Source organism: Pseudoalteromonas tetraodonis (assembly GCF_002310835.1).
Lineage (GTDB): Bacteria > Pseudomonadota > Gammaproteobacteria > Enterobacterales > Alteromonadaceae > Pseudoalteromonas > Pseudoalteromonas tetraodonis.
The window spans coordinates 360,374-385,158 of sequence record NZ_CP011042.1; the positions used below are offsets into that span (position 1 = coordinate 360,374).

General features: G+C 39.2%; 20 protein-coding genes. 12 read left to right on the plus strand and 8 right to left on the minus strand.

Going from position 1 to position 24,785, the window contains the following annotated elements:
- Nucleotides 1–115 precede the first annotated feature (115 nt).
- Nucleotides 116–2,683 carry an excinuclease ABC subunit UvrA gene (gene uvrA, locus PTET_RS17335; protein ID WP_013463053.1) on the minus strand — a complete coding sequence of 856 codons (2,568 nt, stop codon included), beginning with the start codon at nucleotides 2,681–2,683 and terminating at the stop codon, nucleotides 116–118.
- 339 nt (nucleotides 2,684–3,022) lie between these two features.
- On the opposite strand from uvrA, the gene PTET_RS17340 reads away from it, so the two are divergent.
- Nucleotides 3,023–3,640: a LysE family translocator gene (locus PTET_RS17340; RefSeq protein WP_096039021.1), complete on the plus strand. Its 618-nt coding sequence runs from the start codon at nucleotides 3,023–3,025 to the stop codon at nucleotides 3,638–3,640.
- A gap of 75 nt (nucleotides 3,641–3,715) precedes the next feature.
- On the opposite strand, the gene PTET_RS17345 is transcribed toward PTET_RS17340, so the two are convergent.
- Nucleotides 3,716–4,558, minus strand: a complete 843-nt coding sequence (locus PTET_RS17345; protein WP_096039022.1) for a LysR family transcriptional regulator — start codon at nucleotides 4,556–4,558, stop codon at nucleotides 3,716–3,718.
- Between the two features lie 121 nt (nucleotides 4,559–4,679).
- On the opposite strand from PTET_RS17345, the gene PTET_RS17350 reads away from it, so the two are divergent.
- Nucleotides 4,680–6,665: a ligand-gated channel protein gene (locus tag PTET_RS17350; protein ID WP_096039023.1), complete on the plus strand. Its 1,986-nt coding sequence runs from the start codon at nucleotides 4,680–4,682 to the stop codon at nucleotides 6,663–6,665.
- 269 nt (nucleotides 6,666–6,934) lie between these two features.
- Nucleotides 6,935–7,789 carry a PA4780 family RIO1-like protein kinase gene (locus tag PTET_RS17355; protein ID WP_096039024.1) on the plus strand — a complete coding sequence of 285 codons (855 nt, stop codon included), beginning with the start codon at nucleotides 6,935–6,937 and terminating at the stop codon, nucleotides 7,787–7,789.
- A 180-nt stretch (nucleotides 7,790–7,969) separates the two neighbouring features.
- On the opposite strand, the gene PTET_RS17360 is transcribed toward PTET_RS17355, so the two are convergent.
- Nucleotides 7,970–8,404 carry a hypothetical protein gene (locus PTET_RS17360; RefSeq protein WP_244186388.1) on the minus strand — a complete coding sequence of 145 codons (435 nt, stop codon included), beginning with the start codon at nucleotides 8,402–8,404 and terminating at the stop codon, nucleotides 7,970–7,972.
- A gap of 501 nt (nucleotides 8,405–8,905) precedes the next feature.
- Here PTET_RS17360 and PTET_RS17365 point away from each other — a divergent pair.
- From PTET_RS17365 to PTET_RS17405, 8 genes are all read left to right on the plus strand, one after another.
- Entirely contained in the window at nucleotides 8,906–9,400 is a 495-nt protein-coding gene (locus PTET_RS17365) for a GNAT family N-acetyltransferase (RefSeq protein ID WP_096039026.1), read from the plus strand.
- A 296-nt stretch (nucleotides 9,401–9,696) separates the two neighbouring features.
- Nucleotides 9,697–10,767 carry a DUF4297 domain-containing protein gene (locus tag PTET_RS17370; RefSeq protein WP_096039027.1) on the plus strand — a complete coding sequence of 357 codons (1,071 nt, stop codon included), beginning with the start codon at nucleotides 9,697–9,699 and terminating at the stop codon, nucleotides 10,765–10,767.
- Nucleotides 10,767–12,407 (plus strand): SMC family protein, encoded by a 1,641-nt coding sequence (locus PTET_RS17375; protein WP_096039028.1) that lies wholly within the window; start codon nucleotides 10,767–10,769, stop codon nucleotides 12,405–12,407. Before PTET_RS17370 ends, PTET_RS17375 begins: the two co-directional genes overlap by 1 nt.
- A gap of 704 nt (nucleotides 12,408–13,111) precedes the next feature.
- Entirely contained in the window at nucleotides 13,112–13,621 is a 510-nt protein-coding gene (locus PTET_RS17385) for a M23 family metallopeptidase (RefSeq protein WP_096039030.1), read from the plus strand.
- Between the two features lie 103 nt (nucleotides 13,622–13,724).
- Nucleotides 13,725–14,069 (plus strand): 5-carboxymethyl-2-hydroxymuconate Delta-isomerase, encoded by a 345-nt coding sequence (locus PTET_RS17390; protein WP_096039031.1) that lies wholly within the window; start codon nucleotides 13,725–13,727, stop codon nucleotides 14,067–14,069.
- Nucleotides 14,070–14,117: 48 nt separating this feature from the next.
- Nucleotides 14,118–14,519: a hypothetical protein gene (locus tag PTET_RS17395; RefSeq protein WP_147154761.1), complete on the plus strand. Its 402-nt coding sequence runs from the start codon at nucleotides 14,118–14,120 to the stop codon at nucleotides 14,517–14,519.
- A gap of 54 nt (nucleotides 14,520–14,573) precedes the next feature.
- Complete coding sequence (locus tag PTET_RS17400) at nucleotides 14,574–15,050, plus strand: hypothetical protein (protein WP_096039033.1); 477 nt, start codon at nucleotides 14,574–14,576, stop codon at nucleotides 15,048–15,050.
- Nucleotides 15,051–15,206: 156 nt separating this feature from the next.
- Nucleotides 15,207–15,572 carry an energy transducer TonB gene (locus PTET_RS17405; protein ID WP_174818650.1) on the plus strand — a complete coding sequence of 122 codons (366 nt, stop codon included), beginning with the start codon at nucleotides 15,207–15,209 and terminating at the stop codon, nucleotides 15,570–15,572.
- Nucleotides 15,573–15,957: 385 nt separating this feature from the next.
- Here the strand turns inward: PTET_RS17405 and PTET_RS17415 are convergent, their stop codons facing one another.
- A complete protein-coding gene (locus tag PTET_RS17415; protein WP_096039036.1) occupies nucleotides 15,958–17,547 on the minus strand; it encodes a tetratricopeptide repeat-containing sulfotransferase family protein in 1,590 nt (529 codons plus the stop codon).
- Nucleotides 17,548–17,657: 110 nt separating this feature from the next.
- Nucleotides 17,658–20,072, minus strand: a complete 2,415-nt coding sequence (locus PTET_RS17420; protein ID WP_096039037.1) for a TonB-dependent receptor — start codon at nucleotides 20,070–20,072, stop codon at nucleotides 17,658–17,660.
- Nucleotides 20,073–20,446: 374 nt separating this feature from the next.
- On the opposite strand from PTET_RS17420, the gene PTET_RS17425 reads away from it, so the two are divergent.
- On the plus strand, nucleotides 20,447–21,541 hold the full coding sequence (locus PTET_RS17425; RefSeq protein WP_096039038.1) for an NADH:flavin oxidoreductase/NADH oxidase: 1,095 nt from the start codon (nucleotides 20,447–20,449) through the stop codon (nucleotides 21,539–21,541).
- A 76-nt stretch (nucleotides 21,542–21,617) separates the two neighbouring features.
- Here the strand turns inward: PTET_RS17425 and PTET_RS17430 are convergent, their stop codons facing one another.
- The 3 genes from PTET_RS17430 to PTET_RS17440 all read right to left on the minus strand — a co-directional run bounded on the left by PTET_RS17430 (nucleotide 21,618) and on the right by PTET_RS17440 (nucleotide 24,717).
- Nucleotides 21,618–22,484: an EamA family transporter gene (locus PTET_RS17430; protein WP_096039039.1), complete on the minus strand. Its 867-nt coding sequence runs from the start codon at nucleotides 22,482–22,484 to the stop codon at nucleotides 21,618–21,620.
- Nucleotides 22,485–22,676: 192 nt separating this feature from the next.
- A complete protein-coding gene (locus tag PTET_RS17435) occupies nucleotides 22,677–23,678 on the minus strand; it encodes a Gfo/Idh/MocA family protein (RefSeq protein WP_016899601.1) in 1,002 nt (333 codons plus the stop codon).
- Between the two features lie 37 nt (nucleotides 23,679–23,715).
- Entirely contained in the window at nucleotides 23,716–24,717 is a 1,002-nt protein-coding gene (locus PTET_RS17440; protein ID WP_096039040.1) for an AraC family transcriptional regulator, read from the minus strand.
- Between the last annotated feature and the right edge of the window lie 68 nt (nucleotides 24,718–24,785).

Here is a 24,785-nt window from a genome sequence, read left to right on the forward strand (position 1 = left end):
CGGCGTGTATAAATTAATCTGAATTGCAGATATTGAATTCATCCCAAGAAGTTATTTTAAGCGTTAACTACTCTATAGGTAACGCTTTTATAAAATTAAAAGCGTTATTCTTTAACTATTTCAGTAAAAATGGTGCTGTTTTACTCGCTTTTACATTTGCCACTTTTTCAGGTTTACCTTGTGCAACTATATGCCCGCCTTCGTCGCCGGCTCCTGGGCCAATATCAATAACCCAATCACTGTTGCTGGCTACTTGCATATCGTGCTCGACCATAATAACGGTATTGCCAGCATCAACTAAGCCATTTAACTGCGTCATTAACATGGCCACATCTTTAGGATGTAGACCAGTGGTTGGTTCATCTAAAACATAAAGCGTATCGCCGCGCTGAGCACGTTGTAGTTCAGTGGCCAGTTTTATACGCTGGGCTTCGCCACCTGAAAGCTCAGTAGCGGGTTGCCCTAAACGTAAATAGCCAAGGCCTACCTGTAGCAGTGTATTTAGCGCGCGTTCAATAGCGGGCTCATCGTCAAAAAATGTATGCGCCGACTCAACCGTTAAATTAAGCACATCGGCAATGGTTTTATCTTTATATGTAATCTCGAGTGTTTTCTGGTTGTAGCGCTTAGCATTACACACAGGGCAGGGTGAATAGACACTAGGTAAAAATAACAGCTCTATACTAACAAAGCCTACACCTTCGCAGTTTTCGCAGCGGCCTTTTTTAACATTAAACGAAAAACGACCGGCATCGTACTTACGCGCTTTTGCTTCATTGGTATTAGCAAACAATTTTCGTACATGATCGAATAAGCCTGTGTAAGTTGCAAGGTTTGAACGAGGTGTGCGGCCAATGGCTTTTTGATCAACCGTGATAAGGCGTTTTATATGCTCAATGCCTTGCGTTATTTGTCCTTCGGTTGTTATGTCGAGCTCTTGCTCGAGCAGCTCAGCGTTGTCTGTTGGTATTTGTGGCTGCGATTTTTGCCCAAGTGCATCGTAAACCAGTTCAACAAGCGCTTGGCTTACTAAGCTCGATTTACCTGAGCCAGATACCCCCGTAACACTTGTAATAACCCCAAGTGGAAATTCTACATCGAGTTTTTGTAAGTTATTACGCTCAATATTTTTAAGCGATAGCCATGCTTTTGGTCGGCGTTGTTTGTGTTGTTTGTGTTGTATGTGAGCTAGGTGATTTTCTTCATTTTTAAATAAATACTGGCTAGTATGTGAGCTGCTAATTTGTTTTAAACCCTCAACAGGGCCGCTGTAAACAATATTACCGCCGTGTGTGCTAGCATTTGGCCCTACATCGACCACCCAATCGGCATGGCGAATAACGCTTACGTCGTGTTCAACCACAAAAACCGAGTTACCAGCGGCTATTAGTTCATCTAATGCGGCTAATAAGGCTTGCGTATCTGCAGGGTGTAAACCTGCCGATGGCTCATCTAACACATAAACTACACCAAATAACTTTGAGCGAATTTGCGTTGCAAGCCTTAGGCGTTGTAATTCCCCTAGCGATAACGATGGGGTTGTGCGCTCCAGTGATAAATACCCTAAACCAAGCTTAGTTAACGCTTCAACGCGTTTAAGAATATCGCCTGCTATACGCTTTGCCACTATAGCTTTTTCTGGATTTGCAGCGTTACTTTTAGCAGGCTTGCTAGCGGCAATACTTAATGTTTGCGCAAGTTCGCTAAGTGTTAACTGCGAAATTTCACCAATATCAAAGCCTGCGACTTTAACCGATAACGACTTTTTTTTGAGTTTTTTACCATCACACTGTGGGCACGATGATACTTGCATATACTGCGACACGCGCTTTTTAGTACGCGGGCTTTGAGTGCTTGCAAACGATTGTAAAACAAAGCGTTTAGCACTCGAAAACGTACCCATGTAACTAGGATTTTCTTCATTTTTAATAGCAGCTTGGGTTTGCTTAAGCGTGTACTCGGGAAACACTGGCACTGTAGGGGTTTCGTCGGTAAACAAAATCCAATCTCGGGCTTTTTTAGGCAGGGTATTCCAAGGTTTATCAATATCGTAACCTAAAGAGGTAAGTATACGGCTTAGGTTTTTACCTTGCCAAGCCGGTGGCCATGCGGCAATGGCGCGATCCCTAATTGATTTAGTGGGGTCGGGCACCAGTAGCTCTTCGGTTACGTTAAATACGCGGCCAATACCATGGCACTCTGGGCATGCCCCTTGTGGCGTATTTGGCGAAAACGCATCGGCATAAAGAATGCCTTGCCCTTTGGGGTATTCGCCTGCGCGCGAATATAACATTCGCAGTGCGTTAGAAATAGTGGTTACGCTACCCACGGATGAACGCACCGATGGCGCACCACGCTGTTGCTGGAGTGCGACCGCTGGTGGCAGGCCTTCAATTGAATCGACATCAGGCTCGTCTACCTGATCTATTAATCTGCGCGCATAAGGCGATACCGAATCAAGGTAACGATGTTGCGACTCGGCAAATAACGTTCCAAAGGCAAGAGATGATTTACCAGAGCCAGATATACCGGTAAATACAACGAGTGAGTTACGGGGGAGGTTTAAATCCACATCTTTTAAGTTATGAACACGTGCGCCTCTTACTTCAATACTGTGCTCAGGGTTCAATAAAGCCGATTTCGCATTAGTAACCGCGTAAGTACTTTTAGGTGTAGCTGCCATGTAACTTACTCCTTTTTGATAACCTTATATTTATTAAAGTTCAAGGGTGTGAATACTACCGTGGTAAAGCTGAATAAGCGCTTAGTATATGTTACAAAGCGAATATGCAACCATGTCGCTATTTTTCTATATTGAGAAACTTAATGAATCAACGCTAATGAACCACGGCCAAGAAGTGCCTAATTCTGTAATATGAGCCCCATGCAATATGAATCAATAAATTAAAACCCCGTGTCTCCTGTATCGGGTCAGATCATTTGTCTTTAATCTTTGCTCTTTTCATTTACCCTCTGGGATGAACCTATCACGACTTTATTTTTAACTTATTGCGAGCTTTAAATGATTGATGTAGCTGCACTTGCGGTATTTATTCCTACCTTCTTTTTTGTATCAATTACACCCGGTATGTGTATGACACTGGCCATGACTTTAGGCATGAGTATTGGCGTGCGACGAACTTTATGGATGATGATAGGTGAACTACTCGGTGTAGCAACAGTTGCGGTAGCCGCGGTGCTTGGTGTAGCCAGTGTTATGCTTAATTACCCCAGTGCATTTGATATTTTAAAATGGCTAGGTGGCGCTTATTTAATTTACATTGGCATTAATATGTGGCGTGCAAAAGGAAAAATGTCGGTTGATACGCATAACACAACAGCCGTGAGCCGATATTCATTATTTTCACAGGGGTTTGTAACCGGCATTGCCAATCCAAAGGGATGGGCGTTTATGATTTCCTTATTACCTCCTTTTATTAACGTGCAATACAGTGTTGCGCCGCAATTAGCGGTGCTGGTGGCCATTATTTTGCTCTCAGAGTTTATCTGTATGATGATTTACGCAACAGGTGGTAAAAGCCTGCGGTTATTTTTAACTAAAGGCAATAACATCAAGTGGATGAACCGAATTGCGGGGAGTTTAATGGTGCTAGTAGGAGTTTGGCTTGCAATTAGTTAACTATAAACAAGCCTTAACCTGAACTTAGGTTATTTAAATAGCTGAAAATGATGCGTTAAGTGCCTTCACTGCAGCTTATGTTTTTGCTGCTAACGTGTCGCGTGCAGGCGTTAGAGCAAATACATCGTAATGGGGAAGTTGCCAATCAGTGCATATTTCTAAAAGTTCTCCTGTAGCTAAGAAATTGCGTACTTCAGGCTCAGGCAAAATAGCATAGCCTAACTCGTCGAGAACAAATTGAATCACAGTTTGCATATTATTAATGGTAATACGCGCTTTTGGTAGTGTTGTACTTACGCCGCGAGTAAGGTGTGTAAGCGTCGGATCAACAGCTATATGCGCAATGCGGTTATGCGCTTTTAGGTCATCCAGTGTGATTTTTGGTTGCTGTGCTAGTGCATGATTTTTATGAACACACAGTATTAATGGCCAACTAGCGAGCTGGCGTGCAATTAAGTTTGAGTCTTCGAGAGGGCCAATCGCCAGCACTAAATCTATACCTGTTCTGATCATATCAATCGGCTCGTCAGAAAGCGTTAAGTGCACATCTATATCACTAAATTGGCTAATTAAATGCTTTACAGGCTCGCTTAATAACCCACCACCAAAACCAACAGGGGCGGCTAGTTTTAATTGCCCACTCGGACAATTTTGTAAATGCTGTAATTGTTCTGATGTAGCTGTTGCAACGGCAAGCATTTGTAAACAACTTTGATAATACAGTTCACCCGCCTCGGTAAGCGTTAATTCTCGAGGGCTGCGATTAAATAAACTCAAACCTACATCTAGCTCTATTTGTTTTATTTGCTGGCTAATTGCAGAGGTTGTCATTAAAAGGTCTGCGGCAGCTTTACTCATACTTCCCGTTTGTACTGTGCGAACAAATATATTCAGGGTTTTAGTCAACTTATCACTCATACCGTTAAGCCTTACTTAAATTAGCTTTAATAAAAATAGCGTTGAGAAGAAGGGAACTTCTCACTATTATCGCAAACGCTAATTATTATCATTTACATGCTAAATGTCACGGAGAAATATCATGAACACGGTAAGTTGTAAGTTAAGGCCGGTAACTGCATTTATTTTAAGTACTTTTGCAATTGCTAACCCTGCTTTTGCTGATGAAAAAAAACAAGATATGGAAGTAATGGTTGTCACTGCTTCTGGTTACGTACAAATGCTCAAAGAGGCACCTGCAAGTATTAGTGTTATCGACAGAGCGCAGCTAGAAAAACGCTTTTATCGTGACTTAACTGACGCAATGGCTGATATTCCGGGTGTAATAGTGACTGGCGGAGGTGACAGAAAAGATATTAGCTTGCGTGGTATGGCAAGCCAATACACGCTTATTTTAATTGATGGACAACGCCAAAGTTCAAGAGAAACACGACCAAATAGTGATGGCCCGGGCGTAGAAGGTGCTTGGACGCCGCCAATTTCAGCGATTGAACGTATTGAAGTAATACGTGGCCCTATGTCGTCGCTATATGGCTCTGATGCTATTGGTGGTGTGATCAATATTATTACCCGTAAAGCGCCAGAGCAGTGGTATGGAGAACTGCGTTTAGACAGCACCATTCAAGAGCAAAGCCAGTCAGGTGATATAAACCAAGCCAGCTTTTTCACTTCTGGTGGCATTATTCCAGATCTATTGGGCGTGCAATTATACGGTCAATTTTCAAAGCGAAATGAAGATGATTTTACTGCAGGATTTCGAGGCAAAGAACAAAGTAACGTAAAAGCTAAGTTCACATTAACACCTAATGATAGTCACGAATTAATGTTTGAACTTGGCTCGGCAAAACAAACATTAGATGAAACCCTCGGCAAAACAGTTGCCGAGCTTGCGCCAGGAGAAAGCTGTGGTCGACGTGGCTGTCCTGAATCAGCAACTACTGAGTATGAGCAACAAACATACTCTATGTCACACAATGGTTTTTATGACTTTGGATCGTCGCGTAGTTACATTAAATACGATAAGTTTGATAATAACTCACGTGAAATGTTTGTCGAAAATACCGACATTCAAACAACTTGGAGTTTACCGCTATTTAGTGATCATAACTCTACGTTTGGTGCGACCTATTTAAAAGAGTCATTGGATGATTATACAAGTAATAAAATTAGCGACTTAACCCATGTAGAAAACGAGCAATGGTCAGTTTTTGGTGAAAACGAGTGGGCAGCAACGGATGACTTTAAGCTTACCGCAGGCCTACGTTACGATCATGATGGCAACTTTGCCGGTCATTGGAGTCCACGTTTATACGGTGTTTATAGCGCATCTAAAGCGATCACCATCAAAGGCGGCATATCAACGGGTTTCCGTGCGCCAAATATTCGCCAATCTACTGCACAGTGGGGACAAGTGAGTCGTGGCGGTAATATTTATGGTAACCCTGACTTAAAGCCTGAGCAATCAGTCAACTATGAAATGGGTGTTTACTATGATTCTGGACGCGATTTAAGCATATCGACAACCGTTTTTTATAATGAATTTGATGACAAAATAACCCGTATAGCATGCCCATTAACGCAGTGCACAGATGGTCCAAATCAGTTCGGCTCCATGCCAACTACGTACATTAATGTGGATGAAGCCATAACCCAAGGTGTTGAGCTATCAGTAGATTACGATATTTCAACTGAGATTGATGTGAGTGCCAGTTATACCTACACCGACTCAGAGCAAAAAACTGGTCAATATAAGGGGAGCCCACTTAATCAGCTACCAAAACACAGTTTACAAACGTCTTTAAATTGGCGTCCAACAGATAAGTTAGGCGGATGGTTACGTGTGCAATATCGTGGAGAAGAAAGCCAGCCTACCACAGGGCCTTCACAAAGTAGTTTAATTGCTCCTGATTATACCATTGCCAATTTAGGCGCTAATTATCAGCTAAGTGACAGCGTTAAACTTGGTGCTGGAATTTACAACTTGCTTGATAAAGAGATCACAGAGCAAGAGTATGGCTATGTTGAAGATGGCCGTCGCTATTGGGCGTCTTTAGTGTGGCAGTTCTAAACACTTTTTAATAATATAAAGTAAACGAGTACGCTAAACCGTGCTCGTTTTTTTGGTTTTATTTAGGTTCTTGTTCAATAATGTTTAAAAAGCAAAAAAGGCGGTTGGCTTTTTAGCTGTAGTCGCTTATTCTAGCTGCGTATTTAGTCATTAAATGTAACTTTAAAGTTTACTAATAATTTATAACTTTCTTCAATCCCCAAAGGTATGCCTCGTTTGAACCACATAGCAAAACAAAAAGCCAACCCTGTATTTTTAGTAGGTGTCGTTTGAAAATACCTAAACGCTTACAGCCATTAGTTGATGATGGTTTTATTGATGAAGTGATCAGCCGTTTAATGAGCGGTAAAGAGGCCGATGTATTTGTGGTGGCCTGTGGCGATGACATTCGCTGCGCTAAAGTATACAAAGATGCCAGTAAGCGCAGTTTTAAAAAAGCTGCACAGTACCAAGAAGGACGAAAAGTACGTGGTGGCCGCCAAGCCCGTGCTATGGGTAAACGTTCAAGTTACGGCCGTCAATTAGAAGAAGAAATTTGGCAAAATGCCGAGGTTGACGCACTCTCGCGTTTATCCTCAGCAGGTGTTCGGGTACCGCAAACTTACGGCTGCATTGACGGTGTATTGTTAATGGAACTTGTAAGTGATGACGAAGGCGATGTTGCACCACAACTTGGCGCGGTTGATTTAACTGAGCAACAAGCCATTGAGCAACATATATTAATGATGCACTACATTAAACTAATGCTATGCGCTGGGATTATTCACGGTGACTTATCGGAGTTTAACGTACTTGTAGATAGTAACGGCCCAGTAATTATTGATTTACCCCAAGCGGTTAATGCCTCTGCTAATAATAGCGCCGAAGCTATGTTTGCCCGTGATGTAAATAATATGCGCCGCTATTATGGCCAATTTGCACCGGCGTTATTACACACGCAATACGCCAAAGAAATGTGGGCACTGTTTGAAGATGCTAACTTAACTCCGCACTCAGTGCTAAGTGGCGAATTTGAAGACGATGGCGAAGCTGCGGATGTTGATTCAGTACTTGACGAAATTCAAGCCGCCTTTGATGAAGAGCAAGAACGTAAAGAACGCATTCGCGACGCTGATGAGCAATAACCCTTAATTTACGTGCTGAGTTTTATATAGTTTTAACTATTAGATCAAAACTTAGCATGTAGGTATGAGCCATAAGGGATGAGTTTAGCTCGTCACTGCAAAATCTAAGTTAGTTCTGTCATTACTATCAACGGGAACCGACAGGTGTGCATTTAACTAAAAGCAGCTTGATACTATCCATTAATTAAATGCCATTGAGCCTGCAAACACATATTCATTATCAATGTAATAGCTGATAAATTCTTCCTCATTAAAATCACATTTATAAAAAAAAGACGTTGTGACAATCTTTTTATTATTTATGGTTATTTCGAATTCAGCCTGTGATGCTTTATTAAATAAAACACTACACTTAGTATTTAAGCCTAACGAATAAACCTTACCATCAATTTCGATACTGTTGTTGCCTAAAGTAATTTCATTGGGAGTTGTTAATAAATGCAAAAAGTAATAGAGCCCTGTCAAATAGAAAAAAGGAGAAACAAACAAAGCAGCCTTTATCTTTACAGACTCAGAGTCATGTAAATAATAGGTAGAGATCATGGATATTATTGAGAACAAAACAACCATAACAAAATTTGGAGAGAGCCAGTTTTTGGTAAATTTAAATATCATCTTCGATCGCAGAGGTAAGAGTGACGGTCGACTCAATAATTTAAGCAAACAGAAACTAAGGTTCTAAATTTGTAGCCTATCTTATTAAATTAACAATGGTATTTCTATATTTAAGCGCCTGAATAAAATATGCACTTCGCCCATTCCCTTGTTTGCCTGCTAATCTTTTTGAACACTTTATTGTGATATCGTACAAAGCCCACCTTGTCGTATTTTCGACAACTTTTTAAGCATAAACGAGAGAGTCCTTAATGACTAAAGTTGACACTTATGCGAAGTTAGACAAAGAGCGAGAAGCTGTTAGTCAGAGCTTTTCTGTATGACGTGAAGTTTTATCCGCTTGTTGGCAGTTTTTTCAATCCATTCTTAAAATTTATTTTGTTGTTATTTTCGAGTAGTTATCGTTTAATAACATGATGTTTTTTAAAGATAACTACTAGCGAATCTTCATCTCTTTAGTGAAAGCTAATGTCGGACCACACATAAGGAAATAGGTATAAAATGGACACTACAATACGAAAAGCTGAATCAACCGATATCGCTGCAATAAAAATGCTGTGGCAGTTTTACCAATATCATCAGAGTATATTTGATTTAGAAGATGTTGGTTTAGATGGTTGCTATGATATTGATGAAGAATATTTAGAATGTGTAGTGCGTGGTGAGGAAGACTGCATTATTTATCTTGTACTCGTTTCTAACCAAATTGCTGGTTTTGCTACCGTAGAACCAACTGAGATCGTTGGCAAAGAAATACCTGAGTTGGCTGATATTTTTATTCTACCCAAATATCGAAAACAGGGCATTGCCAAATTTGTTATTCAAAACTTGATGCCTGTTGAAACAAATCAGTGGCATGTAGCAGTTCATTTAAACGATAGTTCAGCGTTGAAATTTTGGAATAGTTTGTTTGCTAAATTAAACGTTGTGCGTGTTGATAAAGTTGATCCCCCTGAAACAGAAGGCTACCACGAGTTTGTTATCACAAATAACTAGCAAGATTAACGTCTTCTGCGCTTAAGTAAAATTTGGTAAAGAGCGATAATAGGATATTCAGGTGAGTCGTCATTAAAATAGTGAGAATAAGAGGGAAACCTTCCTCTTTTTTGCATGTTTAAATAAGCTACAGTAAGCATAATATTTATAGCTGGTAATAACTTACACTATTTGTTATTAATATACGTTCACAAAATAAGGACGTTTTCGCGCTAAAATAGTGAAAGTGTCGTCTGATAAAGTTGTTATAAGCCGTAAATTGGCATGGAGTATACCTGTGATTCTTGTAAAGGATTATGATGGAATTAGCTAAAAGCCTTATTGATGTGCCTCAAACAGAACGAGGTGGTGAAATAGCTCAAAGAGGGTTTGACTTTCAAGCCTGTTGGGCTCTTTCTCATATGTTTGAATATGAATTACAAGATAAAGAATACGTTTTTGTTTTTGAATATCACGATGACGTACTTATTCTTGATTCAGAGAACCTTCCAAAAAAAGCTACGTTTGCCCAAGTTAAAACTAATGAGAAACCGTGGACATTAAGTAAATTAATTACGGCTACAAAGAAAAAGCCTATTTCATTTATTGGTAAGTTATTTGAGCAGAAAAGCAAATTTGACAATTCAGATATTGAATTATTGTTTGTTTCTAATGCTTACTTTAGTTTTGATAAAAGAAACAAGTTTAAGGCAGATGAAATTAAGGAAGAAGATCAAAAAATTGTACTAGATAAAGTATCTAAGCAATTATCTAGTGAGGATGCCTTGGAACTCTCAAAGTTAACATTCTTAACATCTGATTTGAGTTTAGAAGATCACTCTGCACACTTAAAAGGTAAAATTTGTGACTTCTTTGAAAGCTATTTCGACGATAGTATTGAAATTAATCCTACATCATTTGCTAGAACTCTAGAAAGTGCATGTAGAGACAGAGCGAAAGTAAGATCATCAGATATTCGAAGCTTCGATGAGCTCATCAGAAGGAAAGGTTTTACTTCTTCATTTGTAAAAGACACGCTTAATAATATTTGCGCAACAAAGAGCTTACAACCTGATTGGGAAAATGCTCGCTCGATATTCGCTGATATGGGTAAAAGCCCTATTCAATTACTGTCATTGCAATCGACTTTTACGCGTATAAGTATCTCAGTAAAGTCATCTACAAGTGTCGAGAAATTGTACTTGGAAAAAGCTGACTTGTTATTCGATAAGCAAGCAGTAGAAAAATCTATGACTATGTATATCTTTGAATCAATTAAATTATTAGAAGTATCTCTTCCTGATTATTCTTTAGCCCTAACTGACCCTAAAAAAGAGTGCATCATTGTTTATTCAGTAATAAAAAATATTATAGGAGGCGAGGAATAATGAGTCTCATACATTTTAAAGATATATCTATCCTTTCTCGTAGAGATAAAAAAGGTTTTAGCTTTGATTTTTCACCTACTGTTAATATGATTTTTGGTGAAAATGATACAGGTAAATCTAGTTTAATAAAGGCGTTATACTTCACGCTTGGAGGCGATTGTCGGATTGATAAAGATTGGAAAGATGATGATATTATTACCAAGGTTGGCATAAGCGTTAAAGGAAAAAGTTATTCATTTATTAGGCATAATAAAAGGATTTCAATATTCCTAAACTCTGACGATGCAAAACCAATAGTAGCGTCTAGCCACATGAGTGCTATTGCAGATAAAGTTCGGGAAATTTTCGATTTTAATTTACAGCTATCTTTCAAGAAAACAGGCAAACAAAGCCAAGCTAATCCTGCATGTTTATATCTACCGTTTTATATTGACCAAGATAATGGTTGGCATACTGTTTTATCATCATTTCTAGGTTTAGCGATGTATGATGATTGGCAAAAAAACTCTTTACAGTTTCACTCAGGGATGAAACCAAAAGAATATTATGAACTGGTTGGTGAAATAAAAACAATACAGCTTGAGTTAGAAGAACTTAGCGCAACACTCACCGTAGTTCTTGCAGCTAAGAAAAGATTTGAAGAGTCATTCGGCAGAGTCTTATTTGATATAGATATTGAATATTATCAAGATTTGCTGAATAAGTTTTTAGCAAAATGTCAGGAACTAAACGAAGAAGAATCAGAGTTTAGATTAAAACTATTAAGCTTACTCTCTGGTAGAGACTCAATAGCCAGTGAAATTGATGTATGCAGAAACCTCATAGAAAACTTTGATGACCATACGACTAGTGATGCTGCAGAAAAATATCACATGTTCGAAAATAGGGAGCAAATTTTAGAAATTCTTCCTCAAATGTATGACGAAAAACAAGCTCTAGACGACCAAATAAACTCAATTAAAGAAGAGTTGCGTCAGTCGAAAACATTGAGTTCAGAGCTAAACTCAATGATGCAAGAGGTTAGAGGTGAATTGACATTACAGGACGTGATTAAGTCTCAAGCGAGTAAAGAAGTAGAGTTTACTTTTGATGAACAAATAAAAAGCCTTCATGAAAAAATTGGTGCTCAAACGACAGCTTTAGAAGCGTTGATTAAAAAACAAAATGAGTTTACTGATAAAAAACGTACCCAAAGTATTAACGATGATTTCAAATCTTATCTATCGATCGCACAGGAGAAGTTAGGTATAGGTTCGCCTATTATTGCTCCCTTAATCCAGTATGGGAAAATAACAAAGAGTAAGACAGGAAGCAGAAGCCCAAGATCTATTTTTGCTTATCATTATGGTTTACTCAAAACAATGGAAAAACACTCTTCAGTAAGTATGCTACCTATTGTAATAGATTCACCTAAACAGCAAGATCTTGATACTGAAGGTACCGAGAAGCTAATTGCTTTATGTACTGAAGATCTAGGGAAGAATAATCAAGTAATTATTGGAGCTGTATCACTCGAAAGTAATATGCATGGTTACCACCAAATAGAACTTACAGAAAAGTATAGTTTATTAAAATCAGAGGGGTATGAAGAAGCTTATAACCAAATTATGCCTTTTTATGAAAGAGGTATGTGCTATTAACGGCTTATAACAAGTCGTTAAAAAAGGACAAAAAACAGTTGGCTTTTGCCACTTCGTCGCTATTTATAGCCGCTTAACGAGGCGTTTTTAATCGAATGGATTTACATATGAAGAAATGGGTGCTTAAGAAAAGAATTTTTATGATAGGTTTTTTACCTTTCATGGGGGTATTCGTCGCACTTCTTTTAAATTTTATTGCAGGCTCTGCTTATACAACGTCACTAAATCAAAGTGCAATTCGCGTATATTTTATGGGGTCTGCCATGTGGTCGGTACTTGCGCTTTTTTCAGGGGTATATATGTATTCCAAATGTAGTTCTATGAATCATCTAAAGTTTATCCTTGGGGTATCGTCGGTCAGTTTAGGTATTACTATACCTTGGATAATAGGTATGTCGTAGTAACTAAAACATAAAAAGTGGCTATGGTGCTCGATATCCGCTTTTGGCACTTTGCAGACAATCGATAATGTAAGTCGAAATTAGTGTGTTGATTTAACGCGCTTAATTCGGTTTAATATCAGCTAATAAATATGCTGAGTAATGCAGGGACAGCTTAGGGCAGCGCATTTCATTAACTTGGCCTGATGTTACATAGGTCACTAAAAGCCCCCCCTTTATCAAGTAAAGCCCATTGTATAAATAGTTCCCACGCTGACACCCATACAGGGAGTGCTTCAGCTAATATGTGCCAAGGATAGCTCATTGAAAAAATTAAGGTTTCTACTTGTTCTACTTAATGCCGCTTTCCTTGTAGGGATGATTATACCAGATGAAACTGTTATTCCTGTTGAGGGTGCAACACCCAACGATTGGAACCATAATACTTTTTGGTATGAGCCATGGGGAAGCTCTGTGGTCCATAAGGGAATTAATATATTTGGTAAAAAAGGAACTACCACACTTTCTTCTAGTAAAGGCTTAGTCATTTATACGGGCACAATAAGTAAATGCGGGAATGTAGTGGCAGTTTTAGGGCCTAAATGGCGTATTCACTATTATGCGCATATGGACAGTTACTCTGTTACAACGGTTACTGTTGTTAAGACTGGCTCAGTTATTGGTGTTTTGGGGGATTCAGGTAATGCCCAAGGAAAACAGCAACACATTCATTACTCAATCTTATCAATAATTCCAATTCCTTGGTTAGCTACAACACAGACTCAGGGTTGGAAAAGAATGTTTTTTTTAAACCCTCACGAAATGTTTATATAAGTTGTATTGAAAAAAGTGTTTAAGACAGGTATCGATATGAATCTCATTCACAAGTAAGGTGCTGTAAAACATTTACATCAGCGATTAATATTAAGGAGAATATATGCCTCATTTTATAATGGACTGTTCTGAAAGTTTTTTTGGGGAACATGATGAGGAATACAATATTGAACAAATTCATTTTGTAGCTCACACTACAGGTTTATTCGATGAAGGTGATATAAAAGTTAGAATAAATCCATTTAATACTTTCTCTGTAGGGAATAAGCGTGAAGACTTTATCCATGTGTTTGCCCATATAATGCAAGGAAGAACAACAGAGCAAAAAGCGAACCTCTCACGAGTAATTGTTAGTAAGCTTGTTACTTTATTTCCTGAAATTTCTAACATTGCAATAAACATTAGTGATTTTGAAAAAGCGACATATTGCAATCGCACGATGCTTTAGCCAGCTATTATCTGCTATTTAACATAGTTTTGGATGTTTATAAAACGTATGAGTAACTCTCAACTACAAAATCTAATATCTCTTTATACTGCTTTTGCTTTTGTACCTACGTTATTGCTTTATTTGATTTATAGTATATTTGGTTGGGTTGTATTTTCACTTACATTAAACCCTTTTTTGGGTTATTTTTTGGTGGGTGGTGCTTATGGTTTATGGTCACTCCATTCATTAATAAAAACGATGAAAAACTTAACGGTATTAAAGCATCCTATTATTGTGATAGTTGGATTGTTATTAGGTTGTAGTTTTTGTCCTGTCGTTTTAACAACGACTGAATTTAGTACGATGAAACCACAAGAATATATTTTTATGTATATTATTATTGCACCCTTTATAGCGACTTTACATTTGTTTTATTTATATAAAAAACAGTTGGCTAGCGTCTCTTGAACGATTACTTTAACTATTTCTCAGTGGGCTTTATTAAACAAGGAGAACACAGGTATGGAACCAAATTATTCAGAATATTCAATTTCAGAGCTAGAAGAGTCATTACGTGCTATCGATCAAGAAGCGTATCCTGAAAGAACAAATGAACTAAAGAAAGAGTTAAATAATCGCCTTGTAAACCCAACAACGAGTTATGAAGTTGAGGATGGTTTTGAGGCGAATGAACAATTTTATAAATGTCCTCATTGTGAAGAAAAAATTGGATTTTTTTCTAAAGCGTTACAAAGTTGGAGCAAGATAAGAGAGTGCCCGCAATGCAAAAAACCATTTGCAGTAACCTTTAATATAAAAGTGTTTTTCGTTGCGCTTTTACCTATGGTTATTTTTAATTATTTTATGATAAAACCTGTTTTAGGATCACTGGGATTAAGTAAGTCCATTGGTTTGGGGATAGTTTGTGGTGTGTTAATTATTATATCAACCCGCTTGATCAGAGTTGGTAGCGAAAGTAACACTACAAAAGAGGTTTAAGATAAATTTTGAAATGTTTTGTCTAGGTTTATACGCTTTATAGAAAAGCGTTTTTTGTTGGGAGTATTTTAGTAAGTTCGTTTAGTGTTGCTGCACACCTTGGTAAACTTAAACACTAGTTGTTCATTTTACTGAGCATATTTTTAGGAGTAGTCTTTGAAGTACATAACTATATTTTTAGTCCTTTTACTGGTTGGTTGTAATAGTATTAATGAAGCGGCAAATTCAAGTACTGTGTATATCAATGCGCAAACAGATTCACCTGCTAAATGGGTTGTGAAGATTGAACCAAAATATCCTGAAGATGCGGCTAAAAAAAGCGTAGAGGGCTACTTAAAGTTCAAAGCAATAGTTAATGAAGTTGGAGCGTTAGAAAGAGTTGAAGTAATTGAATCTGCCCCAAATGGTGTATTTGAAAAGGAAGGTTTACGGGCTTTAAAGCTATGGAGATTTAAGCCTGCGTTATTAAATGGTAGGCTGGTTAAGGTTGAGTACGCTGGTACTCTCGAGTGGAAGTTATAATGTCTCTAGGGATGAGCATATCATGGAGATCTAAGCAACCTAAACAAAAACGATGTGATAGGTGTGAACTGTATTATTCTGAATTTTTGGATAAATGTACGCATTGTTCCGATTTAAACGAAGCACAATTACTTATGCTTAAGGCTAAACACCAAGAATCTCTTAAACAAAATGCTAAGCTTGGTAAATACTTATTTATAGCTGCTGTTGTAATTGGTGTATTACTTTTTGTTAGTTTTTTATGGTAGCGTTGGGTTTTTCCTTAAGTGGAAGAGGGTAAGTTAACAGAGAAAAACCCCCAAATACATTCAGCTTAAAAACTCATATCCATCCGGTAACTTTAAAATTTATCACACTGAACTATCCGTCCAACTAACAGTTGTTGTTATTTAATTAAACCTAAAACTCCTTGATTAACTAAATAAGTCTGCGCTTCATCAGTATGGGGCTTAAACTTTTTCCAGCGGCCTATGGCCTTGTTGTTAAGCGGTTGGCGCACTTGCATTTTGCTGGCGGTTGAAACTGGTGCGGTGTTTAAATGAAAATCAAGGCACTGTGGTTGCCAGTCTAAGTCGCAATAGCTCACTAATTCTTTTATTTTTTGCTCTGGTGCGGCGATGAGCTCTTCGTATTTTACTAGTTTAATATTGCTGTGCAGGGTGCTGAAGTGCTGCATCAGTTTATAAAAGCGGCTGTAAAATTTAGCGGTGTCGAGTAAGTCTAAGGAGTACGCGTAGTAGGGGTTATTAATAGTAAATAGCTGGCGATAGTTACCAATACAGGTGTCCATGGGGTCGCGAAGTAGGCAAATTATTTTAGCATTAGGCAGGGCTTTGGTAATTAAATCGATATAAAAAAAGTTAAACGGTAGCTTATCAATAAAGTGTTTATGGCTGCCGGTTACAACACGGGTTGCTTCAAGGTAAGTGCTGCCAAGTTTTGCAAAATCAAGCTGGTAAGCCTGGCTTAAGGTATCTGTATCGAGTACTTGAGGCGTGTGCGTTTGGCTAAGTTTTTTTACACTTAGGCCAAAGTCTTGCAGTTCTCCCGCTGATTGTACGTCGCTGTGGCTTGATAAAATGCGTTCAACTAATGTGGTGCCAGAGCGCGGCATGCCTAATACAAAAATTGGCTCACTGCTTTGGTTGCCAGCCGTTTGTTGGTTTTTGTATTTATCACTGAGCTGTTTTATATGTGCAAATAAAGCCTCAGACGCTTGGTTATCAAACGCCTTATTAGCAAGTTTTGCTGCTTTACCTTGTTGTAACGCGGCAAAGGCTGCTGAAAACTCTCCTAAGTCTTGATATTCTTTTGCTAGCGCATGACCTATATGTAGTTTAGCGTCGGGATGATTGACCTGTTCGAATACATTTTTTAATCGCGCTATGTGGTTATTATGTTCGGTGACTTTAGTTAAATCGGCTAAGGCAAAATGACTTTGATGATGAAGCGGGTTCAGTGCAATGGCATTTTCAAACGCTTGCTGTGCTTTATCAAACTGGCCTAAAAATTTAGCACACACCCCATAGTTATAATAAAACTGCGGCTGACGAGTATTACTCGCCTCAGCTAAACTTAATGCGCATATAAAGTAGTCAGCAGCATGCTGATGTAAACCCGCTTGGGTGAGCGCGACGCCTAATGTATCGGCATCAAGTGCTTTACTAATATGTTCAATCTTAACGCTGAGGGCGGTGTTTTTTGCTTTTTGTAAATTGCCGGTAAGGGCGTAACACTTGGCAAGTTGCGCTGTATATTCAATAGACTGGGTAAAGCTTAATGCTTTTTCAATTAGCTTTATCGCTTTATAAATTTGACCAACCTGTAAATTAACCATAGCGAGCAAAAAGTAGCCATCAGCAAAGTCTGGTTTTTGTGTTACCAGCTCAACCAGTGCTTTATGCGCTTGCTGAATGTTGCCTTGGTTTAAGTTGTTGATAGCGCTTTGGTGTAGTTGCTTTAAGTTTGGCTGCATGAATACTCTTATAAATAATGTACTTACAAAATAAAAAGGCTCAAATTAATTTGAGCCTTTTTATTGTACTTAAACTTATCGCTTAATTATATTCCCAACGTATCGTTTAATTATATTTCAAACTTATAGTTAAATTTAATGCCAACAGTAAGCGGGCGATTAATAAAGTAACCATAGTTACGTTGTATGTCTGCGCCATTGGCTGTTGTAATATCCGCATCTGAGCGACGAACAGAAGTCACCGCATATTTATTAAATAGGTTATCTACATATAAAGTAGTCGACCACGCATCGGTGGTTAATTTAGCTGAAATATTACTTAAGCTATAACCCGGGAGTACTTCACCGTTGTCACGTAGGCCTACTTTTGAAATTACATCACTTTGTGCAGTTAAACCATAGTTAATATCAAGGGTTTTGTCGTTAAACACTTCTGTTTGGTAGTTAATACCCATAGAGAACTGGTGCTCAGGTGAGCCCGGTAAACGGTCGCCATCTTTTGCGCCATCAGTGCCATCGGCATTAAATAAATACGGAGCGTCTGAGGTTAGTTCTGCTTTTGTATAGGCATAAGTTGCATAGGCTGTAAATGAGTCTGATAAAATTGCACGCGTGGCAATTTCAATCCCTTTCGCATTTGCGCTACCAGCATTTGATAAGTAAGGTAATTGGCCTACTGTTGTTGCACCGGCAATTTGTGCGTTATCCCAATCTACATTGAATAGCGCAGCATTAAAGTGTAATTGGCTTCTCATCCAGGTACTTTTAAAACCTAGCTCATAGTTAGTGGTTGTATCGGCATCGTATAGCATTTCATCAGGTGTACCACAGCCTGTTTGTTGGTCTTCAGGTAGAGGTGTAGGGCAAGGCACTAAGCCATTTGAGCCACCAATTCTAAATCCTTCACTTATAGTTGCATACGCCATCACTGAATCTGTAAATTGGTATTTAGCATTAAATTTGAACAGATTACCGTTGTCACCGGCTTCGTTCTCTTCAAAGTTAACTGAAACCTCATCAGGTGCAGCACCTTCATACAAGGTATTTGCTAATGGGAAATCAAAAGCCGCTTTTGATTCTACGTCGTATTCGTAAAAACGCGCGCCAATGGTAATGTCGAGTTTATCGGTTACCTGGTAACCCACTTCACCAAAAAGTGCTGATTCAGTGACTTTGCTACCAGTAATTTCTAAATATTCTAAAGAGTCTGGTCTAAGTTGTGCGCCATCGAAATTATCAACCGCGAATTGATCAAACCCTGGTGTGTACTCTCTGCTTGATGCATCGGTGTCAGTTTTGTTGTAAAAACCACCAACAATCCAGCTTAAATCGCTATCGCTTTGTGAGACTAAACGCAGTTCTTGGGTAAACGTGTCTTTTTCGTCAATTTCACGGGTATAGGCTGAAAACGAGGGAAACTCTTCGTAGCCATAGTCTAAGCGAATTAAAAGATCTGTTTGGTCACGTTGCCCATCGGCGTCAAATTGTGAAATACCGGTGGCTGATACTAGCTCGGCAAAACCTAAGTCGGCTTTAAGTTCAAGGCTCAGTAATTGGTCTTCTTTTATCCGTGGCTCTTCATAACGGTACGCTGACTCGTATTTGCCAATGCGATCACTTAAGCCATTGTTAGCATTAAGGCTGTTGTGATGAACAATGGAACGACCCTCAGTATCTTGCTTTTGATAGAAGTAGTTTAATGTGCCTTCGAATGACTCGTTTGCCTTGTAACGTAATGAAATACGCCCAGTTGTGGTGGTTTCACCGTTGGCGTCTTTTACATTTTTAAGATTGCTGTTTACTGCATCAAGGTTTGTCCAATCAGGGTCGGTAATCGAAACACCTAGTTCACGAACGGTGTAGGCGTAGTCAATAAACCCTGGGTCTTCATAAATATTTAAGCTGGTACGAACAGCAAGTTTGTCTTCAATTAATGGTAAATTGAAGATAAAGCCCGCTTCACCACCGACCGAATCACTTTCTTGAGTTTGAAAAACATCACCAAATACTTCACCTGAGGTGAAATCAAGCTCTGGTTCTTTAAGCATGTAACGAATAGCGCCACCAAGTGTGCCTGCCCCATATAATGTGCCTTGCGGCCCAATAAGCACTTCCACACGCTCTATATCAACTAAACGCATATCAACTGAGACAGGAATTTCATTAATATAAGTGGCAACAGTGCCACCATCTGATGAAGGCCCTGATGAATTAGTATTTAAACCACGGACTATAATAGGTGAACTGGCACGGCCACCTTGATCTGTAATTGTTAAGCCCGGTACCCAACGTGCTACATCGGCCAGCTCACTGATGTTTTGATCTTTCATTACATCAGCATCGAGCGCGGTAATGTTAAGAGGCGCAGCTTGAATTGAGCCACTTCGGCGCGTTGCTGTAACCTCAATAACTTCAAGCGATTTGTTCTTTTCAATAACTTGCTCTTGAGCCACTGCATTACTGCTAAATAATACACCGCTCAGTGCGCTTGATACAGCCAAGGTTAACAGGCTTGGTTTAAACATAAAAAGTGATCCTAGTTCAATAAAATGTGTTTATAAATGAGCGGTAATAGTATCAGGGTGTTTTAGTGATGGAAATAAAAATATGAATTTTAATTCACTTTTTTAGAATAAAAATATAAAAGTGAGTTTGAGTGTTTCGCGCTGTATATTAAATAAACAAAGGCGTTGCTTTAAAATCAACCAAAATAATAATTGTGCCTAATATAGATAAAAACTGGATAATGAATAGTTTAAAACGACATTACTTATATTTTTATAAACACTATAAAAATGAATATTCCCCCCCATAACCTTTATAAATACATGTTTAATTATTGATAACACCAACAGCACAGTTTAGCTGTGGCTGTGAGTCAGTTATATGAGGATTTATAATGTCAAAGCTGTTTTCACCATTGTCACTTGGTAAATTAAGCCTAGAGAATAGAATTATTATTGCACCCATGTGCCAGTACTCGGCCAACAATGGGGCTGCAAGTGACTGGCATACCATTCATTTAGGGCAATTGAGTTTAAGTGGAGCGGGTTTACTTATTTTAGAAGCGACGGCCGTTAATCCCGAAGGGCGAATTAGTTACGCCGATTTAGGATTATGGGATGATACTACCCAAGCTGCATTAGCAAAAAGTTTAACGGCCGTAAGACAATACAGCCCAATGCCTATTGGTATTCAATTAGCCCATGCAGGTCGAAAAGCGTCAACCGATAAACCATGGGATGGCGGTGGGGCACTTATGCCCGATCACCTCAATGGTTGGCAAACGGTTGCGCCATCAGCCATTGCCTATGATGAAAACAGCCCCACTCCCAAAGCGATGAACCAAGATGATATAGATTCGCTCATAAGTGACTTTGTTAATGCGGCAAAGCGCGCTGACGAGTTGGGCCTTGATTTAATAGAAATACATGGCGCGCACGGTTATTTGCTACACCAGTTCTTATCGCCGCTGGCAAACAAACGTGATGATCAATACGGTGGTAGCCTAGAAAATAGAATGCGATTATTACTCGACGTATTTAAAGCTGTAAGATCGGCATTTCCAAGCAATAAAGCGGTGGGTGTACGTATTTCAGCAACCGATTGGGTTGATGATGGTTGGGATTTACCGCAATCAATTGAACTGGCAAAAGTGCTTGACGCGTTAGGGTGTGACTTTATTCATGTAAGCACTGCGGGTTTAAGCCCTGAGCAAAATATACCTGTTGCTAAGAATTTTCAGGTGCCGTTTGCAACCGCCATTAAACAGGTTGTGAATATGCCAGTGATAGCGGTGGGTTTAATTACCGAGGCACAGCAAGCTGAAAGTATTATTAGTGATGAACGTGCTGATGGTGTCGCTTTAGCGCGGGGTATTTTATATAACCCACATTGGCCTTGGCATGCTGCGGCCGAGTTGGGCGCGCAAGTGCAGGCACCAAAGCAATATTTGCGCTCAAGCCCACATGGCAAGCCATCCCCTATAAAATAGTGAATGACTTAACTACAAAACCCAAGCAAATAGCGTGGGTTTTGTGTGTCTCGGTAGCTTAATATTTAATTAAATATTAAGCAGCGGGCTGCTTTTTACTGTTTGACGTTGAGCTGCCAACCGAGGCAATAATAACTAATAAAATAGCAAGCCACTGCCAAATGCTAAGTAGTTCACCTAAAATAACTAAGCCAGCGAGTGCTGCAATAGCGGGTTCAAGGCTCATCATAATGCTAAACCCTTGCGGCGACATATTCCGCAATGTGATCATTTCTAAAGTGTAAGGTAGGGCACTTGAAAGTACCGCAATGGCAATACCTAACGGAATAATATCCCAAGTAAATGCGGCACTTTGTGATATGCCTCCATAAGGTACAAGCACAATAGCTGAAATGGTCATGCCCATCGCTACCGTTGCGCCACCAGAGCTTTGGCTGCCGGTTTTTTTACCAAATAAAATATAACCTGCCCAACACGCACCCGCTGCTAGAGCTAAAAATACGCCAATTGGATCTAAACTTTCTTGGCCTTTCATATCGGGTAACAGTAATAATATTCCGGTTATTGCGCAAGCAACCCAAAATAAATCACGCTTTCGTCTTGATGAAAATAACGCAACGGCAAGGGGCCCTGTAAATTCAAGCGCAACACCAATACCCAGTGGAATACGTTCAATGGCGTAATAAAATAGAATGTTCATGCCGCCTAGGCTCAAACCATAAATTAAGATGGGTAAACGCTGGCTTGCAACCGGAAAGTGTCTCCAAGGTTTAAAAATTAAACAAAGAATAGCGGCAGAAAAACCTAAACGTAAGGCCGTTGTGCCCTCAGGGCCAACAATAGGGAAAAGCTGCTTAGCCAGTGAAGCCCCAGACTGAATAGTGATCATTGCAAGCAATATGCATAAAATAGCCAGTAATAGCTCTTTGGTTGATTTTTGCATGGTCGTCCTTAAATATTGCCATTTAATTGCGGCGCATATTACCTGCTTTTACCTACGCAGGTAAATGTAAATTAACGTTTTACATGGAGTCCCCAGTGATGAGAGGCTATCACTGGGCTGAATGAAAAATAAGCGTTACTCTTTTTAAGATTGAGGTGGCGGGTAATGAGGGCTGACTGATTGAGTAAAAATTTATAGCTCAGCTTTACTATCGGCAGGGTATATAACGCCCAATTGTGCGCGGGCGGTATCGAGTACCGTCATCACATCGCGTGAAAGCTGGTGGTTGTTAATATGTGACTCTAATGCATTTTGCTCAATCATCTCAATAAAGTGCGCCACTTCATACTTCATAAAATGCTCATCAAAATCTGCACTTATTGTTTCTTTTTGGCCATTATTAGCGATGAATTCCACTTTTTTAAGTTGCGATACAGCTTCAATACGAATACGGCCTAACTCACCTTGTATTTCGGTGATGTTCTCGCCTTGCGATATTTTTGAATAACTAATTACCGCTTGTTTATCTGCATAATTTAAAAGTACATCGCCGGCACCATCAACACCGGTTTCTAGTAATACGCCACTGGCGTGCACACTGTTTGGTGCGCCCCACAGTGCTATAAGTAAATAAAGTGGGTAAATACCCAAGTCTACTAATGCGCCATTTGCAAATTCAGGCAAAAAGGTATTAGGGCGCTCGCCGTTTTTGAGCTTATCGTAACGTGACGAATATTGGCTAAATTGGCCAATAAATTTACGCGGTGTACCGATTCTTTTTAATGCGTTTTTTAAAACAGCAAAGTTAGGTAAATGCGTTGTCATCATCGCTTCCATGTACAAACGTTGATGTTTTTGAGCAGCCGTTAAAATAGCAGTAAGCTCATGACTATTTGCTGCTGAGGGTTTTTCGCCAAGTACGTGTTTGCCCGCAGCTAAACATTGCACTGCATAGTCTTTATGCAGGCTATTTGGTGCGGCAATATATACTGCCTCTACAAGCTCGTCTTGGCAAACAGCGTCAATGGAGGTAAATATTTTTGCTTGAGAATGAGTGGGGTGATTAGCTAAAAATCGCTCAGCGCTACTTTCTGCCCGAGAACACACACCGTATAAATTAAAATTACTCAGAGTACTTGCCGCATCAAGTAGGGTGTCGCTAATAAAATTGGTACCTACAATCACAAAATTCATGTTTAGCCTTTTTATGTATTTTACACAGCTTTGCAGTTTAACAATATTTTGCTCTAAATGCGCGGGCAGAGCAGTTAAACCAGCGTTTTACACTGGCACTTAATGTGGCTTGTTCTTGATAACCTAACAGCTCGGATATTTGTGAAATAGAAAATTGGTTTTGCATTAAATAGTGTTCACATAATGCGCGGCGAGTGGCATCTTTTAGTTTTACAAAGCTGGTGTTATGTTTTTTAAGTTCACGATGCAAGGTGCGAGGATGCAGATTAAGTGCCGTTGCTATCGTTTGGTTTGAGCATTGAAAAAGGGGCAGCATGGGTCGAATAAGTGCACTTACTTGCGAAGGTAACGACTGAGTATGCGCATTATTAGCGGCTAAAAAGTTTAATGCGGCTTGTACTTTGTGTTGTTCAGAAACATTAAGTGGCAATAATAAATCGTTTTTGGCGATTAAAATACCGGCGCTATTTCTGTGTTCAATAACGTTACAGCCAAAGTGTTGATGATAAGCCCGTATATTTGCATCAATCTTTTGCGGTAAAAATACCTTAATGGGTTTACATTGATTTTGGCTCACTTTTTTTAAGGTAGCGAGCGCCAGTGCAATTGTTAATTCAATAACTTGATTTATAACAGGTAAAGGCTTGAGTTTTATTTCGAATGATAAAAATATATTTTGGTCATCTTCAAGTGTATGCGTGGTTAAATTAAGTGCGGGTGTATGTAAGTGCAGGTATTTAATTACCCATGTAAGCGCTTCACCTAAATCAGTTCCACTTTTAGCGGCGATAGCGATATGCCCTAAAATATCAAAACTTTGTTTGCTAGCGAGTTTAAGGCCAAAACTTGGGCAGTTTAAGCTATGAGCGCAGTATTCTAAAAGTTCGGCATAATGGCGATAAGTTAAGCTTTGGGTTTCAAGGGAGTTTAACGTTACCTCAATGGCGCAATGGCGCATGATGCATGCTGTATCACCACCTAGTTCGGTAATTAATGTATCAATTCCCTGTAAAGAAGTGGCTTTAATTAGGCTGCTCATAACAATTGCATTAGTGAAGAGGTGTCTAAAAATATCAAGTTTTTAGTAGATAATCCATGCAAAGTAGT